Source organism: Flavobacterium degerlachei, assembly GCF_900106645.1.
Lineage (GTDB): Bacteria > Bacteroidota > Bacteroidia > Flavobacteriales > Flavobacteriaceae > Flavobacterium > Flavobacterium degerlachei.
In genome coordinates, this window is record NZ_FNMV01000002.1 from 45,780 (window position 1) to 64,648 (window position 18,869).

15 protein-coding genes and 1 tRNA gene are annotated in these 18,869 nt (G+C 34.8%); 9 read left to right on the forward strand and 7 right to left on the reverse strand.

The genetic code is table 11. The features are described from left to right. Positions 1 to 125: 125 nt before the first annotated feature. A complete protein-coding gene (locus BLV91_RS02365; RefSeq protein ID WP_175513935.1) occupies positions 126 to 1,037 on the reverse strand; it encodes a phospholipase A in 912 nt (303 codons plus the stop codon). Between the two features lie 185 nt (positions 1,038 to 1,222). Here BLV91_RS02365 and lpxD point away from each other — a divergent pair, with 185 nt between their 5' ends. From lpxD to BLV91_RS02390, 5 genes are all read left to right on the forward strand, one after another. After that, positions 1,223 to 2,221 carry a UDP-3-O-(3-hydroxymyristoyl)glucosamine N-acyltransferase gene (lpxD, locus tag BLV91_RS02370; protein WP_091429220.1) on the forward strand — a complete coding sequence of 333 codons (999 nt, stop codon included), beginning with the start codon at positions 1,223 to 1,225 and terminating at the stop codon, positions 2,219 to 2,221. Between the two features lie 201 nt (positions 2,222 to 2,422). Further along, a complete protein-coding gene (locus tag BLV91_RS02375; protein WP_091429222.1) occupies positions 2,423 to 4,051 on the forward strand; it encodes an acyl-CoA carboxylase subunit beta in 1,629 nt (542 codons plus the stop codon). An 81-nt stretch (positions 4,052 to 4,132) separates the two neighbouring features. Further along, a complete protein-coding gene (locus tag BLV91_RS02380) occupies positions 4,133 to 5,716 on the forward strand; it encodes a S41 family peptidase (RefSeq protein ID WP_091429225.1) in 1,584 nt (527 codons plus the stop codon). A gap of 351 nt (positions 5,717 to 6,067) precedes the next feature. Further along, complete coding sequence (locus tag BLV91_RS02385; RefSeq protein WP_091429228.1) at positions 6,068 to 6,712, forward strand: hypothetical protein; 645 nt, start codon at positions 6,068 to 6,070, stop codon at positions 6,710 to 6,712. A gap of 79 nt (positions 6,713 to 6,791) precedes the next feature. Further along, on the forward strand, positions 6,792 to 7,379 hold the full coding sequence (locus tag BLV91_RS02390) for a hypothetical protein (protein ID WP_091429230.1): 588 nt from the start codon (positions 6,792 to 6,794) through the stop codon (positions 7,377 to 7,379). Positions 7,380 to 7,563: 184 nt separating this feature from the next. Here BLV91_RS02390 and BLV91_RS02395 read toward each other — a convergent pair whose 3' ends face one another. After that, complete coding sequence (locus BLV91_RS02395; RefSeq protein ID WP_091429233.1) at positions 7,564 to 8,610, reverse strand: AMP-binding protein; 1,047 nt, start codon at positions 8,608 to 8,610, stop codon at positions 7,564 to 7,566. A 15-nt stretch (positions 8,611 to 8,625) separates the two neighbouring features. Next, a complete protein-coding gene (locus tag BLV91_RS02400; RefSeq protein ID WP_091429235.1) occupies positions 8,626 to 9,561 on the reverse strand; it encodes a CPBP family intramembrane glutamic endopeptidase in 936 nt (311 codons plus the stop codon). Positions 9,562 to 9,657: 96 nt separating this feature from the next. Between BLV91_RS02400 and arsC the strand changes: the two genes are divergently transcribed. The 3 genes from arsC to fumC all read left to right on the forward strand — a co-directional run bounded on the left by arsC (position 9,658) and on the right by fumC (position 14,563). Beyond that, positions 9,658 to 9,999 (forward strand): arsenate reductase (glutaredoxin), encoded by a 342-nt coding sequence (arsC, locus tag BLV91_RS02405; RefSeq protein WP_091429743.1) that lies wholly within the window; start codon positions 9,658 to 9,660, stop codon positions 9,997 to 9,999. 95 nt (positions 10,000 to 10,094) lie between these two features. Beyond that, complete coding sequence (locus tag BLV91_RS02410) at positions 10,095 to 12,569, forward strand: TonB-dependent receptor (protein WP_091429238.1); 2,475 nt, start codon at positions 10,095 to 10,097, stop codon at positions 12,567 to 12,569. Between the two features lie 596 nt (positions 12,570 to 13,165). Next, positions 13,166 to 14,563: a class II fumarate hydratase gene (gene fumC / locus BLV91_RS02420; protein WP_091429241.1), complete on the forward strand. Its 1,398-nt coding sequence runs from the start codon at positions 13,166 to 13,168 to the stop codon at positions 14,561 to 14,563. A 124-nt stretch (positions 14,564 to 14,687) separates the two neighbouring features. Here the strand turns inward: fumC and BLV91_RS02425 are convergent. The 4 genes from BLV91_RS02425 to BLV91_RS02440 form a co-directional block, all read right to left on the reverse strand. Further along, positions 14,688 to 14,763, reverse strand: a tRNA-His gene (locus BLV91_RS02425). 74 nt (positions 14,764 to 14,837) lie between these two features. Beyond that, a complete protein-coding gene (bshB1, locus tag BLV91_RS02430) occupies positions 14,838 to 15,554 on the reverse strand; it encodes a bacillithiol biosynthesis deacetylase BshB1 (protein WP_091429243.1) in 717 nt (238 codons plus the stop codon). A 138-nt stretch (positions 15,555 to 15,692) separates the two neighbouring features. Then, a complete protein-coding gene (locus tag BLV91_RS02435) occupies positions 15,693 to 16,754 on the reverse strand; it encodes an isochorismate synthase (protein WP_091429245.1) in 1,062 nt (353 codons plus the stop codon). 46 nt (positions 16,755 to 16,800) lie between these two features. Further along, a complete protein-coding gene (locus BLV91_RS02440) occupies positions 16,801 to 17,232 on the reverse strand; it encodes a PaaI family thioesterase (RefSeq protein WP_091429248.1) in 432 nt (143 codons plus the stop codon). 116 nt (positions 17,233 to 17,348) lie between these two features. Here BLV91_RS02440 and BLV91_RS02445 point away from each other — a divergent pair, with 116 nt between their 5' ends. Then, positions 17,349 to 18,863, forward strand: coding sequence for a hypothetical protein (locus tag BLV91_RS02445; protein ID WP_091429250.1), 1,515 nt, complete (start codon positions 17,349 to 17,351; stop codon positions 18,861 to 18,863). The last annotated feature ends 6 nt before the right edge of the window (positions 18,864 to 18,869 follow it).

Here is an 18,869-nt window from a genome sequence, read left to right on the forward strand (position 1 = left end):
GTTCAAAAACTATCAAGGAAATCACATTATCATTCAACTTCCCTCTTCCTTTCAAAAATACCAAATTTATCTTAAAAGCAGTGCATTAATTCAGTAGCCTTTTTTTGCTTTAGTAAACTAAAAAACTACAACCATTCAATTAAAGAAACTCCAACACCAACCGTTGTTTGCAAATGATTATAATCTATAAGCGTTTCACCATAACCATGAGTAACTTGTAGAAAACCTTTTAAATTGTTTTTTATTGGATAAGACCAAGAAAACATCCCACTTCCTCTTGCTTTAGAATTAAAATTCAAATTATGGGTTCCTATAAAGGATATAATATTCCCGTTTTTAGCATAAATTATATTTACGTCACCTCTTCCTATATATTCCCCAATATCTGGATTGTCATTTTTAGCTGCTGGTAAAATAAGCCAAGGTCTAACATAGATCGTCAAATTATTATATTCGAGTCCAGCGTGAAAAATAACTCTGTTCCAACTTCTAGAATAAGGATCACTTTTCCCATTTGATTCATGATTTAATGCCACACCAACCATTCGGGTTTTAAGTCCTAGAAAATTAAATTTAACAGGGAAATTCACAATTACTTCAGGTTCATAATTCACCTCTCTAAAAGGGCGAGATAAATCATTATTATAAATCTGCCAATGTGATATTTGCGTATAACCAACCCATAAATCCCCTTTTCCAAATAAAAAGCTTTGTAGAACTTTAGTCTTAAAACTCAATTGAAATTTAGCTTCCACGTTATCATAATCAACTCCTGCAGGTGCGATATAATCCGGGTCAGTATTCCCAGAACTAGGTTGCTCATTAGGAGAGCTAGTCCAATGAACTGGTAATACATACATGGATTTGTAAGGCGTAACTAAAAAAGTCCCCCTAGCAGATGTTGTATCTAATTCCCATCTTTCGGTCAAATTTCGTTGTTGGGTTTTATTATTAAACAAAGCCTGCAACTGAGCATTTGCGGTAAAAAAAGAAAATAAAAATATAAAAATGGAGAACTTTATTTGCAGTTTTTTCATGGTATATAATAGGATAATAACTTGCAAAAGTAGTTGATTACCAAATCAGATAGTTACATATTTATTATAATTGTTTATATAAATACCACATTTATACGTGTTAAAGAATTAAAAAATATTAGGAACTTTAACTCTAAATCACTTTATTTGAGAATTATACCCCAACTCAATCTTTAAACAACCTTATGAAATCCTATTCCGTACAAGAAATAAACGAAGTCCTAAATGGTGTTATTTTCGGTAATACTTTACAATCAATTACTGCACCTGAGCAATTGGAAGTTGCCTCTGATTCTGAAATATCGTTTATAGGAAATAAAAAATACGAAAAACTTTGGTCTAGTTCGAAAGCTTGCGTTGCTGTTGTAAATGAGGATATTTCTATCGAACCAGGTGAGAACCGCGCATTTATAAAAGTAAAAAATGCCGACTTGGCCATGTCACAAGTTCTAGAGCTTTTTGCAAAACCAATGCCGGAATTTTATATTGACATTCATCCAACTGCCGTAATAGACAGAACAGCGGTAATAGGTGTTGGTACTAAAATAGGTGCTGGTTGCTATGTTGGCCCTAATGTAAAAATTGGAGAAAACACTATTATATACCCAAACGCGACTATCCTAGATGAATCAACGATAGGAAAAAATACCGTAATTTGGTCTGGAACTGTAGTTAGAGAGCGTTGCCACATTGGTAATGACTGTATTATACATCCTAACGCAACAATTGGAGCTGACGGCTTCGGTTTTCGTCCTTGTCCTGAAAAAGGCTTGGTCAAAATACCCCAGATTGGAAATGTTATTATTGGAAACGGGGTCGAAATTGGCGCAAACACTTGTGTTGACCGTGGAAAATTCAGTTCTACCGTTTTGGGTGATGGTTGCAAAATAGATAATTTAGTTCAAATAGGCCATAACAGTAAACTAGGACGTTTTTGCATAATGGCAGGAAACAGTGGTCTTGCAGGATCTGTAACCTTAGGTGATGGTGTTATTATCGGAGGAAGCGCTTCTATAAAAGATCATACTACCATTGGAAGTGGTGCAATTGTAGGTGCAGGTTCTGGAGTAACAGGTGATATTCCAGCTGGAAAAACCATGTTGGGTTATCCGGCAGTCGAAGCACGCGATGCGCTTAAACAATGGGCCATTTTAAAAAGATTGGTTAACGAATCTAAAAAATAATTATCGGTAATAGTCTTAACATCGATACCTTTTTATAAAATAACAAAAAGAAAACAGATCTAAACAACTGTTTTCTTTTTTGCATTTATAAGGACACTAACAAATATTTAATTTTGATTCTAAACTAGTATTAATCCTGAAATTTATCTCAGCGAATTTTGTATTTTAGCCATCTATTTTCTCACAAAAAATTATAATATCATGGATTTAAGCTTCAATAAAAATGAAGATCACAATAAACTTCTACTTTCTCAATTAAAACAGAATTTTACGAAAGTAAAACTTGGCGGAGGAGAAAAACGTATTCAAAAACTTCATGGCGAAGGTAAAATGACTGCACGTGAGCGCATTGACTACTTACTTGACCCAAAAGCGAAGTGTATCGAAATTGGTGCTTTTGTAGGTGAAGGAATGTATAAAGAACACGGTGGCTGCCCATCAGGCGGTGTGATTGTAAAAATAGGTTACATAAAAGGAAAACAATGTATTGTTGTGGCTAATGACGCTACCGTGAAAGCGGGAGCTTGGTTTCCTATTACCGCTAAGAAAAATTTACGCGCACAGGAAATTGCAATGGAAAACAGATTACCCATTATTTACCTAGTAGATAGTGCAGGTGTTTATTTGCCTTTACAAGATGAAATTTTCCCGGATAAGGAACATTTTGGACGTATTTTCAGAAACAATGCACAAATGAGCAGCATGGGTATTACCCAAATTTCGGCCATTATGGGAAGTTGTGTTGCTGGTGGTGCTTACCTTCCTATTATGAGTGACGAAGCTATAATAGTAGATAAAACAGGAAGTATCTTTTTAGCTGGAAGTTATTTAGTCAAAGCAGCCATTGGCGAAAGCATAGACAATGAAACCTTAGGAGGTGCAACAACGCATTGCGAAATTTCAGGTGTTACTGATTACAAAGCCAAAGACGATAAAGACGCCTTAGACAAAATAAAAAACATCGTTGACAAAATAGGCGATTATGATAAAGCCGGTTTCAGCCGTGTGAAATCTGTAAAGCCTGCATTAGACGAGAAAGATATATATGGTATACTGCCAAAAGCTAGAAATGAGCAATACGACATGATGGAAATCATCAATCGTCTCGTTGACAATTCAGAGTTTGAAGCTTATAAAGACGGTTACGGCCAAACCATAATAACTGGTTATGCCAGAATTGACGGATGGGCTGTTGGGATTGTAGCCAATCAAAGAAAAGTGGTAAAAACTAAAAATGGTGAAATGCAATTTGGCGGAGTCATCTATTCCGACAGTGCTGATAAAGCTACCCGTTTTATAGCTAATTGTAATCAGAAAAAAATTCCTTTGGTTTTCGTACAAGATGTCACTGGATTTATGGTCGGTTCTAAATCAGAGCAAGGCGGAATCATAAAAGATGGTGCCAAAATGGTAAACGCAGTAAGTAATTCTGTTGTCCCTAAATTCACAGTAATTGTTGGGAATTCATATGGAGCTGGAAATTATGCGATGTGTGGAAAAGCCTATGATCCAAGATTAATTTTTGCTTGGCCAAGTGCAGAACTAGCAGTAATGGGCGGAACACAAGCAGCCAAAGTTCTGGCTCAAATTGAAGCCTCTTCTCTAAAATCAAAAGGAGAAGTAGTTGATGAGGCAAAAGAAGCTGAATTATTCGCAAAAATAAAAGCCAGATACGACGAGCAGGTTTCTCCTTATTATGCCGCTTCCAGATTATGGACAGATGCTATTATTGACCCTTTAGACACTCGTACATGGATTTCTATGGGTATTGAAGCAGCGAATCATTCTCCTATTGAAAAGAAATTTAATTTAGGTGTCATTCAGGTATAGTTTATATTAATCAGTGTTAAGGTAGTGGTCATAATACAACTACCTTAACACTTTTTAAAGGCCTTCGTGTAAATACAGAACATGAGAAAAACCATATTTTTTATCTTCATAATGTTATTCTTTGTCCAATGTGCTTCAGTAAAAAAGTACAACGAACATTTGAATAATTTAATCTCTGTTGAAAAACTAAAATCTGATGTTGATTTTACCTATCGGAAATTACAAAAATTACATCCCAATCTGTATTGGTATATTAGCAAAAAAGAACTTGACTATAAGTTCGACAGCCTAAAATCAAGCATTAGTAAACCCATGCTCCCTTTTGATTTTTATACAAAACTGAGTCCTGTGGTGGCTTCAGTTCGACAAGGTCATCTGACAGTCATTGCTCCAAGCAAAAAATTCAAAAAGAAAGAAATAAAAGCACTTCTTAAGAAAGGCATAGGTCCGCTTTCCCAATTCGACTATGAATTCTTGAACAATAAATTATATGTTGTAAAAAGCAAATCAAACAACAAAACGATAAAAGCAGGAACTGAAGTTATAGCCGTCAACGGAGTAAATGCTATTGATTTAATTAATAAAAATAGTCGCTTTTTTAGTTCAGACGGTTTCAATACTACTTTCAAAAACCGCAGCGCTGGCAAAAGATTCTCTTCTTATTTCACAAATGAAAATGGAATCAAGGACAGCATACAATTTAATTTCCAATTCAACGACAGTCTTAAAGCGGTTACAATCTTAAGGAAAAAAGAAGATACTCTTGAAAAACTTGCCAATAAAAACAAAAAGGTTCTGACTTCAATTGATAAACAAAAATCGAGGGAAATTCGAAGAAAGAAAAGAGTAAACGGTTACAATAAAGACGAAAAGAATTACATCCATGAGCTTCGCTTTTTAGAAAAAGACAGTAGTGTTGCTATAATGAAAATCAGGAGTTTTAAAAAAGGGCACTTTAGGACATTCTACAAAGAAAGCTTCAACAAAATTGAACAGTCCAAATCAAATACGCTTATTCTTGATTTACGTGATAACGGCGGTGGTCGGCTAAGCGAAATTGTAAATTTATACTCCTATTTGGCCGACTCCAGCTTCGTCTTTTTGGAGAAATCTGAAGTAGTTTCAAAAGCCAGTTTATTTAATGGTGCTTATTGGCATGGCGGTTCATTTCCCATCAAAGTATTAAAAGTCATATATTCACCAATAGTATATGGCTATTTACTATTGACTGTTCATAAGCACGATAACGGAAAAAATTATTATGCCACCCATACCAGACTTGATAAAGTGAATAAAAATGCCTTTAAAGGTAAAATCTATGTTCTAATAAATGGCGGGAGTTTTTCGGCATCTAGCATTCTTTCCACAAGTCTACAAGGTTCAAAAAGAGCTTTTTTTGTGGGTGAAGAAACTGGTGGTGCCTATAATGGAACTGTTGCCGGATTTATGCCTCTAGTGAAATTACCCAACAGTGAAATCCAAATTCGTACTGGTATAATGATGATGGAGTCCACATTCAAAACGGCTAAAGAAGGTCGTGGCATTTTTCCTGACAAGGAAATCATACCTACAATTGAAGACCGAATCAAAGAAAATGACCCTGAGCTGGACTGGATTCTAAAAGATATAAAACCCCAAAAATCTAATCTTTCAGAAAAACACTGAGAATAATCCCTTGCAGTTAACATTAATTTTTTGATCGTTTTCTCATTCAAAATATTTCAAGAACAATTCTAAAAAACCAAGCTAACTTTTTTTAATACTGACAAAAATCACTTGTTTTTCTAGACAACAGTGCAAATAGTTTATACAATATTCAAAACAAGTTTTACTACGGATTTTTTTACCTTTAATCGTTGATTAACAGTTTTTTATACAAATATTCTATATCTTTAATAGTATAGGTAGCAACTAAGAGCGTAAATAAGTAATTTATACTTTCCCAATACTCCCTTTTGTATATAGTGTAAAATACAAATAAAAACTTATCATAAAAATGATTAAATCAAAGGTAAAATGAAAAGGTCATCAGTTATATTGACAACTATAATTTGCTTTGCAATTCAATTTTGTATTGCACAGCAAACGTCCCAACCAGAAAATGCTAATGAATTAGACAAGTCAATTTTCTTAGAGGGTGGTTTCAATCTTTCTGTACCTGTACATATCCAAATGTACCGTTCACATAGGGCTGGTATCGGTATTAATATAAGGGCGGCTAAAAAAATATCTAAAAAAACAGAGTTAGGAATTAGAGCCGAGTATGATTATCGCTTTGCCAGAAATATGTCCCCAGATCTTTCGGACATCCAAAGTCCATTTGACGAAATAAAAAAAAGGGCTTTATATAAGAACTTTGGTTTATTTGCAGTGAAGCCAAATCTTCAATTTTATTTTAGACGCCAGTGGTTCCTAGGGTTTGAAACTGGAGTAGGTTATGCTATTTCCGATGAAAACAGCAGCATAGGAATGGGTTTTGTCTCTGAGTATTCTGGTGATGCCCGTTTTGGTTGGTGTTCTGGAATAAACCTAGGTAAATATTTTTCTTATGGCGAAAAAACTCGACACATTGGCATATCTTTGAATCTAACTAACTATGTCCTCAAAGGCCATGCAGAAAATATCTTAGGACTGAAGTTTAATTACTGCTTCACTAAATAAGATTTTTAGACTTTAAATTTTACAAATAACACCTAATAAAAATGGAAAATCTGGTTTTTAAAAACAAGTTGTGTAAAGCATGAAAAAGATAATTATATGGGTTTTGGCGGTCTTATTCATATGGGGCGTATTAACCGTGTGGGTAGAAAAAGAAGGTCCTTACGATAAATGGAATATGGGAAATATATACGCTTCAAAAAAGGTATTGATACTATATGATCCAGACCCATTTTACAATCTAGACCAGCAAATATCTGAATCCATTGGTCGTGTCTGCGCCGACAACGATTTTAATGTTACTATAGCTACGGTCGCTGCTATGAAAGATATTAAAACAACCGACTATCAGTTATATGTATTTTGTGCCAACACCTATAATTGGGCGCCTGACTGGGCTATATCAAAAGCAATAGAAAAACAACTGAAAATTACTGGAAAAGATGTAATTGCAGTGACAGTAGGAGCTGGTTCGACGGAGTATTCTCAAAAATCATTTGAAAAACTAATAAAAGCTAAAAAAGCCAATTTACTGGATTCAAAATCATTTTGGTTTTGGAAAGCAAACGACGAGTCTAAAACCTCAAAATCCAATGTAAAAGTGGCGGTGGAAATGAGTACAGATTGGGTTACTAAAATCCTAAAAGATCTAAATAAAAGAAAACCCTGAAAAAAAGTCTATTTCTGACTGTAACTAAACTGAATATTTGATTAGCAAAATTTATTCTTGGCACATGTAATTCTTATCATAGGCCTTTTCTTCTAATTTAATAGAAGTTGATTCCTATTTTTAACTACCAAAACAACCTTAAAAAAAAGAAGCATCTGCTGTGGCAAATGCTTCTTTATGCTATTTAAATACTTAGCAAAATTTCTTTCCTTTTGATTTTTCCATTATCCGTTTCCATAAACTTGGAAACATAAAAAACTTCTTTGGGTTTTTCATACTTATCTAACATTTCAAAGCTAACTCCATCCGAAGCTGGTTTTTCACCCTCTATAACCAGAATTAATTTCTCCCCTAAAACTGAATCCGAAATACCACCTACGAAAAAACGGGAATTAATTTCAGCTGATAATTTCGCTTCAATTTGCTCTGGAATTAATTTGATTCCTCCACTATTAACTACATTATCAATACGCCCTAAAAACACAAACTGCTTTTCATTTATAATTTCTACCAGATCATTTGTAATAATTGGTTCTACAGAAATTTTTGAAGCATTAATTATAAGACAATTATCACCGTTTTGCGAAATGGTGACATTTGGTAAAAGGGTAAATGCTTCCTCTCCTACTTTCTTAGCTGCAATATGACTAACTGTCTCTGTCATACCATAGGTTTCATAGACTTCGGCTTTCGATTTCACTAGTGTTTTTTCAAGAGACTTACTCATTTTAGCTCCACCAACAATCATCTTTCTTACATTTTTCAATCCAGCCAATGAGTTTTGAGCCTGCAACGGCACCATAGCCACAAAATCATATTTAGTCTTATTTTTAGCCAAAGGATGAGAGCTTGGAGCTACAAAATCAATCTCCAGCCCCAATATAAAACTGCGAACCAACATCATTTTTCCTGCAATATATCTGGTGGGTAAACAATACAATACTTTGTCACCAGGGCTCAATTCGAAAAAATCACCTGTAGCCAAAGCGGAGTTGACCATTGACTGCTTGCTTGTCTTTATAATTTTAGGTTCAGCTGTCGTTCCTGAACTTTGTAAATCGATGTTTGGATTATTATCAAACCAATCCAATAAAAAATCCCCAATAGATTTCTCAAATGCATCACCTTCTTTTATCAGATAATAGGCTGCTATACATAACTCATCCTTATCCAAGTGGACACCATTTAACTTAAAAAGATTATGTACGTTTTTGTAGGTTACCGTGTTCATTAGCAATTTTTTGTTTTAAATATTGTTGACTTCCTCTATATTAATTTTACCCGTCAGTTTTTCTCTCCAACCGGACCACTCGTATTTTCTACTAAAGATATATAAAAGTATCGGGTATATTACAATTACTGGTAAGATAACATCTAAACCTGCCTCAGGTTCTGATATGTCCTTAAAAAGAGAATGCGTTTGAAAAGCAGACCAATCAGAGGTAACCAGCAAAGCACTTACTAGATTGTTAGCCGCATGAAAACCTAAAGCCAGTTCCATTCCTTCATCCATTAAAGTGATTATCCCCAGAAACAAACCAGTGCCTATATAATATACGAAAACAATATTTCCCATCTTAGTAACTTCTGGATTAGACAAATGCATACCTCCAAAAATAATTGAAGTCATCAGCAATGGAAACCATTTATTCTTAGCAAGATTGGCAAATCCCTGCATTAAATACCCTCTAAACACATATTCTTCCGTGCTGGTCTGAATTGGAATCAAAAGCGTCCCTATAATAACAAGTATAGCAAAAGGTAGTGGTTTAAAATTAATTATAAAATCTTCGGGATTGACGAAGTAGAAGAGTAAAGTAGAAATAACTGTAAAAATTGCCCAGATGGAAAACGAGAAAAAGAATCTGGACCAATCCATTTTTTTCCGAGATGTTGTTATGGAAAGCATGGTTTGATTATGCAGGTACTTCACCACAAAATAAACACCTATTAAGGTAAATACAAAAGAAAGTAGAATCAGAAATAAGGTCAAATTAGGTTCAAAAAAGTGCATGACGGCATCATTGTTTGAAGGATATGCTTTTCCTCCCACCATTGTTTCATATAACAAACCCAATAATAGCGGAACCTGTCCTACAAACGAGGCGACTATAATTACCACTGAGCCAATCAAATATTTCCAAAACTTATTTTCTGAATTTACGCCTTGTTCTATAAACATGTATTATTCTTTAATTAAATGTGTGATTAGACTTTCAAAGCCTACTTTTGTATGTTCGAAAATAACCTTTTTATTTCATTCAAAAAAATAATAACCATGATTCAAATATATCATAATCCACGCTGCGGGAAATCCAGAAATTGTTTAGCTTTCTTAGATGACTCTGGACAAGACTATGAAATCATTAAATATCTAGAACAGCCACCCACTTATAATGAATTAGTTTCCCTGCTAAAGAAACTAAATATGAAGCCGTTGGAATTAGTGCGCCAAAAAGAAAAAATTTGGATAGAAAATTTCAAAAATCAAATAATAACTGATGATGAAATCATTAAAGCAATGGTTTCTAATCCTATACTTATAGAAAGACCAATTGTAATAAAAGGAGATAAAGCCATCATTGGCAGAGAATTAGATAAAGTAGCCGTTTTTATTTAATCCCTTTTTGCTTTTTTAACAGATTTTTGTGATTTGCCCTTTAAACCAAATCCGATTTTTGCATTCCAATTAAAAATAATCAAAACTAAAAAATAATGCGTTCTAAATTAAATTATTATTTTACACTTACATTGTTCTTTACATTCTTATTGAGTTTTGCGCAGCAAAGACCAGCTTCTACTGCGGAAAGAATTAAGATTACAGGTACAGTGATTGAAAAAATAAGCAAGCAGCCGCTCGAATACGCGACAGTTACATTTACAAACTCAAAGTCGGCGAAAGTAATCGCTGGAGGGATCACGAATCCAAAAGGAGAATTTAATATTGATGTAATCCCTGGAACGTATACTATTAAAATTGAGTTTATATCTTTTAAATCAATTGAATTAAAAGACAAAAACCTTAAAGAAAGCATCAGTTTAGGAACGCTTGCTTTAGTAGAGGACGCAGCCCAATTAAACGAAGTTGTTATCCGTGCAGAGAAATCTACTGTTGAGATAAAACTGGATAAAAAAGTATATAATGTAGGTCAAGATATGCTTGTTAAAGGTGGGACAGTAAGTGATGTATTAGAAAACGTCCCTTCTGTATCTGTTGATGTTGAAGGAAACGTAAGTTTAAGAGGTAGCGACAATGTTCGTATTTTCATTGATGGTCGTCCTTCAAACGCTTTAAACATGGCTGAGGCTTTACGCCAAATTCCAGCAGATGCTATTGACAAAGTAGAAGTTATCACAAATCCATCTGCCCGTTATGACGCAGAAGGTGGAGCCGGAATTTTGAATATCATTCTGAAAAAAGGAAAAAACCAAGGCTTTAACGGTACTTTTATCGTTTCTGCAGGAATTCCTGAAACATATGGCTTAAGCACCAACTTAAATTACAAAACAGAGAAGATGAATTACTTCACTTCTACCGGTTACAGCTACAGAACGAATGAAGGTGCTGGATTAACTAATTCACAGTATTTCAATCCTGACGGATCTATCAATAAATTCATTAACGAGGATCGCGATACGCAGAGAACTAGAAAAGGAATTTCTACTAAAACTGGAGTAGAATGGACAATTGCTCCAAATACATTCTGGACTAACTCGATCAGCTACAGAGAAAATAGCGGAAAAAACAAAGACTTAGTAAACTACAATGCATTTGATAGCAATAAAGATTTCACTTCTTATAGCTACCGTTTAAATGATGGAAATGATAAAGGAGAAGATTTCGAATTTTCATCTAACTTCCTTAAGAACTTCGATGATAATGGTCATAAATTGACCGTTGACGGATCATTTTCTAGAAATAACGATAAAGATGATTCAACCATTAATGGTGTGAATGTAACTTTCCCAGATCAATCAACGTATAGTACGACACTTAATCATGAAACTCAGAAACAGTTTCAATTTCAAGCTGATTATGTTTTACCTATTGGTAAAGGAAGTCAGTTTGAGGCTGGATACAAAGGGAATTTCAATAACCTGAATAAGGATTATGACATTTTCTCTAGTGATAACGGGAATAGTGTAGACAACTTTCTATCTAACACCTTAGAATACAAAGAGAAAATTAATGCTATTTACACTCAATATGGTTTTAAGGTAAATAAATTCTCTTACTTATTTGGTTTGCGTTGGGAAGACACTAATATCGACGTTAATTTATTGGACACCAATGAATTTAACAATAAAAAATACAACAAGTTTTTCCCAAGTGCATTTGTGAATTACGAAATTTCAGATGAAAGTAGCTTATCATTAAGTTATAGCAAACGTTTATCAAGACCTAGAGGACGCTTTTTAGACCCTACTCCTAACATTTCAAGTAATATCAATATCTTTAGAGGTAATCCAGATTTAGACCCTTCATTGACTGATAAATTTGATTTAGGATATATCAAACGTTGGGACAAAGTAACTTTTAATACTTCTATGTATTTTGAAAACACAACTGATGTATTTTCTTTTGTACGTTATGAGAGCGGTGAGTTTGTAGATGGTACGCCGGTAATTCTTAGTACTCCTATCAACATTGGAAAAGAACAAAAATTTGGATTTGAATTTACCCTAAATTATTCTCCTATCAAAAAATGGAAAATAAACAGTAGTTTCAATCTTTATAACACAAACACAACTGGAGATTTCATGTACACCAATTCACAAAATGAAGTGGTTGTTCAAAATCTTGACAACGAAGCTTTCTCTTGGTTCGCAAGAGTGAACTCTCGTTTAACATTACCATACAAAATTGAATGGCAAGCAAGCGGAATGTACTTTGGACCTAGTAATACGGCACAAGGGAAAAGTTTAGGTCAATACATGGTAAATACTGCATTTAGCAAGGATATCTTAAAAGACAATGCTACAATCGCTTTTAACGTAAGTGATATCTTCAATTCACGTAAAATGAAATCGGAGACTAATTTACTAAGTGTAAGTAACTATAGCGAGTTTCAGTGGAGAAAAAGACAATTTAACTTGTCATTTACCTACCGTTTGAATAAAAAGAAAACGGATAGAGATAAAAATGCTCCAAAAAACAACGAAGAAGAAGGTGGTGGTTTTCCAGGATAATAAATGATTTAATTGGGTTAATTAATTCATCATAAATGCGGGTTCGTTTCATTACGGACCCGTATTTTTTTTATCTAAAAATAAGGCATAAAAAAAAGGACTCGCGTAAACGGGTCCTTTTTTAAGTAACAATCAAACTAAACTGATTGTTCTTGCTTCTTTTTATCTCTCTTTTCTTTATATGCTTCCCAAGTTGCGCCACCTACCCAATAGGATACGAAACTAACTAAAAAAAACATTAACCAAAATCCTAATGTTAGAATTGATAAAAAAAGTAAAAAGCCTAAGTACTGTGAAAATTCAAACATGTTTTCCGGAATTTTTGAATGTAGCCACAAATATAAGTGTAATATCTTTTCTTAGCAATAAAAATCGAAATCAATTTTCATAAAATAGTATTTATCCGTATTTTTGAGCTCAATTATAAGGATTTTGTACTGATTTTTTCAGGAGCTATTCCCGCTATTCGTTTCAATCCACGTAAAAACGTGGGATTTCCACTGCTATCGGGGCTAAAAAAAAATTCGAACATTAAAAAACACCATTGGAAGCAATGGAAATTCAACTAAAAATTAAACACACAAATAAACAGTAAAATGAAATTCAGAATAGAAAAAGACACCATGGGTGAAGTGCAGGTTCCAGCTGATAAATATTGGGGAGCACAAACAGAACGTTCTAGAAACAATTTTAAAATAGGTGCGTCGGCTTCAATGCCAAAAGAAATTATCGAAGGTTTTGCTTATCTAAAAAAAGCAGCTGCTTTCGCCAACTGTGATTTAGGTGTTTTACCAGCAGAAAAAAGAGATGCAATCGCAGCAGTTTGCGACGAAATCCTTGCAGGTAAACTAGACGATCAATTTCCATTGGTTATCTGGCAAACAGGTTCAGGTACTCAAAGTAACATGAACGTAAATGAAGTGGTTGCGAATCGCGCCCAAGTATTGAAAGGTTTTGAAATTGGCGAAGGCGAGCAATTCATCAAAGCTAATGATGACGTAAACAAGTCACAGTCTTCAAACGATACTTTCCCTACAGGAATGCACATCGCTGCTTATAAGTCAGTGGTTGAAATCACAATCCCGGGAGTGGAGAAACTAAGAGACACTTTACACGCTAAAGCTACTGAATTCAAAAACGTAGTGAAGATTGGTCGTACGCACCTTATGGATGCTACTCCGCTTACTGTTGGTCAAGAGCTTTCAGGATATGTAGCACAATTGAATTACGGCTTAAAAGCTGTTAAAAATACCTTAGCTCACTTATCTGAAGTAGCATTAGGAGGAACTGCAGTAGGAACAGGTTTGAATACACCTGCAGGATATGATGCGAAAGTAGCAGAATACATCGCTGAATTCACAGGACATCCTTTCGTAACAGCCGAAAACAAATTTGAAGCCCTAGCTGCCCATGATGCTATTGTTGAGTCTCATGGTGCTTTAAAACAGTTAGCCGTTTCATTAAACAAAATCGCTAATGATATCCGTATGCTTGCTTCAGGACCACGTTCAGGAATTGGTGAATTAATCATCCCTGAAAATGAGCCTGGTTCTTCAATCATGCCAGGAAAAGTAAACCCTACACAATGTGAAGCATTGACAATGGTTTGCGCTCAAGTTATAGGGAATGATGTTGCTATCACTGTTGGTGGAATGCAGGGTCATTATGAATTGAATGTGTTTAAGCCAGTAATGGCTGCTAACTTCTTGCAATCGGCACGTTTATTAGGAGATGCTTGTATGTCGTTTGACGAACATTGCGCTCAAGGTATTGAACCAAACTACAAACGTATCAAAGAACTAGTTGACAACTCATTGATGCTTGTAACCGCTTTAAATACTAAAATAGGATACTACAAATCAGCTGAAATTGCTCAAACAGCACATAAAAACGGAACCACTTTAAAAGAAGAGGCAGTTCGTTTAGGATATGTAACTGCAGAGGATTTTGATCTATGGGTAAAACCTGAAGATATGGTAGGAAGCTTGAAATAAGCGCTCCCTTTTATAAAACTAAAAACCTGCAACTTTAATTAGTTGCAGGTTTTTTTATGACTGCCCATTGCTCAAAATAGGCGTACAAAAAAAGCCTCGAATTTCTTCGAAGCTTTTGCTTTCTGGGTGGGAGACGGGGCTCGAACCCGCGACCCTCGGTACCACAAACCGATGCTCTAACCAACTGAGCTACAACCACCATTTGCTTAGCGGTGGCAAAGATACAACTAAAGTTTACTTCTGCAAATATTTTTTTTAAAAAAATTCAGCAAATTTACTTCAAATCTGCTAAGCTATTGACTGCCAAATATCTTTCTACAGTAAAACCTTCAGCGTGATCTACTCCAGCAAGCCTTCCTAAATCCCTAGTACGGTAATTAAGGCTTTCTAAGAAATTTTTAGACGAAATTGGCGACTCCGGTTCCTTTGAAGACGGATCGTAAAACTGCGAGCCGTAAGCCAAAATAGATTCCGTTTTTCTATCGGTAAATCCAGTAATGTCTACTACGAAATCAGGCTCAATATTTTTCCATTGAATGTAATGATAAACTAGTTTAGGTCTCCAAGCGGTTTGCTTCTCCCCTTCTAGTTCCGTTTCTATTTTCATCAACCCCGACAAGAAACAAGAATCAGAAACCAACTTACTTCCTTTTCCGTGGTCAATATGACGATCATCAATTGCGTTGCACAATACAATCTCAGGTTTATACTTGCGAATCATTTTTATGATTTGCAATTGGTGTTCTTCGTCGTTTACAAAAAACCCATCACGCATCTCTAGATTTTCTCTTACAGAAACCCCTAGAATTTTAGCAGCAGCATTAGCTTCTTGATCTCTAATTTCTGCTGAACCTCGTGTTCCTAATTCCCCACGTGTTAAATCTACAATCCCTACTGTTTTTCCTAAGGAGATTTCTTTTAAAATAGTTCCTGCACAACCCAATTCCACATCATCTGGATGTGCTCCAAAAGCTAATATATCTAGTTTCATTTTATTCTTCTTTTATTATTGATTCCTATTATTGTTGAATGATATCTTCTCACGACCAACTATTGTCTTTACTCTCTTTTCTATACTCTCTTTCCTCAATATTCTCTTCTCTATACTCTATTTTCTTTATTCTCTCCTTTACAACACCCTTTTCATTGTCATTGATTTATTGACACTTTCTTTCCATTCATTTTCAGGGATACTGTCTTTAGTAATACCACAGCCCACATATAAATGAGCCTCTTTGTTTGTAATTTGCATGCATCTTAAATTCACATACAAATCAGTTTTAGATGTGTCTTTAGAAAACTCCTTCTTATTTATCTCTCCTAAAAATCCAGTATAATATTCTCTATCATACTTTTCATTTTCTAAAATAAAATTTCTGGAAGATTCTTTTGGCAAACCACAAACGGCAGGTGTTGGATGCAAAACAGAAACTACTTGTTTCATATTAGAATCCTTATTTAGTTTACCTTCAATATCTGTTTTAATATGCAATACACCACCAGCTTTCAAAGTATATGGACTTGAAATTGCGACTTCTCTTGTTAGAGTTTTTATATTATCCAAAATAAAATCAGTCACAAATTGCTGTTCTTCTATTTCTTTTTTCTCCCAGGCAACATCAATAGTATCTTCATAATTTTGTGTCCCTGCTAGAGCCATTGTAAAAAACTTCTTCTTACTGGCTTTCAACAACCGTTCTGGTGTAGCGCCAATCCATAAACCAATTTTAGGATGGTACCAACAGTAACAAAAAGCATCAGGATAACTGTATATTAATTTTTTAAAGACTGAAACCAAATCAAAATTAGGCAGGTCAATAATTTCCTTTCTTGATAAAACTACTTTCTTAAAAACACCGCTTGCTGTAGCATCAACTCCTTTTTGGACCAGTGATTCAAAATGTTCTTGGTCTTTATTATTTTCAGGATATTCAATATTTGCATCGCAATTCCCTTTAAAAGCAGTTAACTCAGCTTCCCATAATACGGACTCTTTTTTGGGAATAAGAATATTCTGATTGCCGTTAAAAGGCGCAAATACAAATCCCGTTTCCTTAAAATCTTCCGCAAAATACAAATGGTCATTTTTCTGAAAAAGACCAATTAACTTTGTTTTGCTGGGTTTCCTGTAAATCACAAAAGGTAAGTTTTGCGATTCCTGCTGTTTTACTTTTATAAAAAAATCAATCATAATTAATTTGTTTAAAATTAAATTTCACCAAATTCACGACTCTTTTTTATTGTTTTTTTTCTTTGGTCAAAACCATATTCGTCAATTTACAGAGCGATATTAAGTTACCAGCCTCGTCAGTAACCTTAATTTCCCAAAGATGCAGCGTTCTTCCTTTGTGGATAATTCTAGCCGTTCCGTAAACTACACCTTCTCGAATACTTTTTAAATGATTGGCTGAAATTTCGATTCCGCGTACCTCCTGCTCGGTATCATTAATAAAAAAATGGGAAGCTGCACTTCCCACACTTTCGGCCAAAGCCACTGAAGCTCCACCGTGCAATAATCCCATTGGTTGGTGAACAGATGGATTAACAGGCATTTTAGCAACAAGAAAGCCTTCTCCAGCGTCTATGAACTCAATATTTAAGGTTTGCATCAGCGTGTTTTTTGAAAAATCATTGCAATACTGAAGCATTTTATCTTTGTCTAATGTCATTTGTCTCATTTTATAGAATGTAAAAATAAATAAAAGATGATACACATAACAGTAATTACAATTGTTATTCTGATTTCAAAATAGATTTTTCCTATTTTTACAAAAAATGAAACTAAATGCGTTCCATCTCCTTTTTACTTTTTATTGGCTTATTTCTAGCTCTTGGCTCTTGCCGTTCTGATTTTGAAACGGTAGCCAGCTCGGGCGATTTGACCTTTTCAAAAGACACCATATACTTGGATACCGTTTTTACAAATATTGGTTCCAGCACTTACAGACTAAAAGTGTATAATAACAGTAAAAACGATATCAGCATTCCTACTATAAAACTAGCAAAGGGATTAAACTCTAAATATCGCATGACTGTTGATGGTATGCAAGGTACCCAAGGAAAGCTTTTCGATAACATTACTCTTTTAGCTAAAGACAGTCTTTATATTTTCATAGAAACTACCGCCGATATTACTGACGCAAACCCAACTGATTTTCTTTATACAGACCAGATTGAGTTTGATGCCGGAACTAATCTCCAAAAAGTAGAACTGGTGACACTCATACAAGATGCAGTTTTCTTATATCCAAAACGTTTTGCTGATGGAACTAAAGAAACGCTTCCTATTGGTGATCAAAAAATTGAAGGTTTTTACCTCGATGAAAATGATCCTGTAAATGGTAACGAACTCCTATTTACCAATAAAAAACCGTACGTAATCTATGGTTACGCAGCTGTTCCTTCAGGAAAAAAAGCTGTTTTTGAAGCGGGAAGCCGCGTTCATTTTCACGCCAATTCAGGACTCATTGTAAGCAACAATGCTACTATAAACGTAAACGGAACCCAATCAATAACTGAAGCCTTGGAAAAAGAAGTGATTTTTGAAGGCGACCGCCTGGAGCCAGAATATTCTAATGTTCCTGGACAATGGGGAACAATCTGGCTTACTGACGGAAGCACAAACAATGCTATAAATCATTTAACGATTAAAAACGCCACTATTGGACTGTTAATTCAAAACAATAACGGAACGAAAGTTTCGATTAAAAACACCCAAATTTACGATTCATCCAACTATGGTATTTTGGCGCAGACCGCAAAAATAGAAGGCGAAAACATTGTAATCAATTCTGCTGGTTTGGCTGGATTAAGCTGTTCTTACGGTGGAGATTATAAATTTACCCATTCTACCTTCAATAATAACTGGAACAGCTCCTCGCAAGTTGCCGTTTCCATAAATAACTACAGTATTGGTGCTATTCCTGAGGCTAAAGATTTGACACAAGCCACTTTTAACAACTGCATTATTTACGGTTCTTATGCTAACGAATTGGCTTTAAGCAAAAAAACGACCGCTGCTTTTAACTACCAATTCAACAATTGTTTGATTAAATATGATTCGGCTACAACGAATCCCGACTATCAATTTCAAACAGACGCTGTTCATTACAACGCCATCGTTTTAAATGAAAGTCCGAAGTTTTATAACCTAGCTCAGAACAAACTCAATATTGAAGCTGCTTCTGCCGCTTTCGCAAAAGGGAATTCGGCTTTCCTGATTCCAATTGACATTATAGGAAACAGCAGAACTTTGCCTCCAGATTTGGGAGCCTATCAAAGTAAACCATTTCCGAAATAAAGTGAT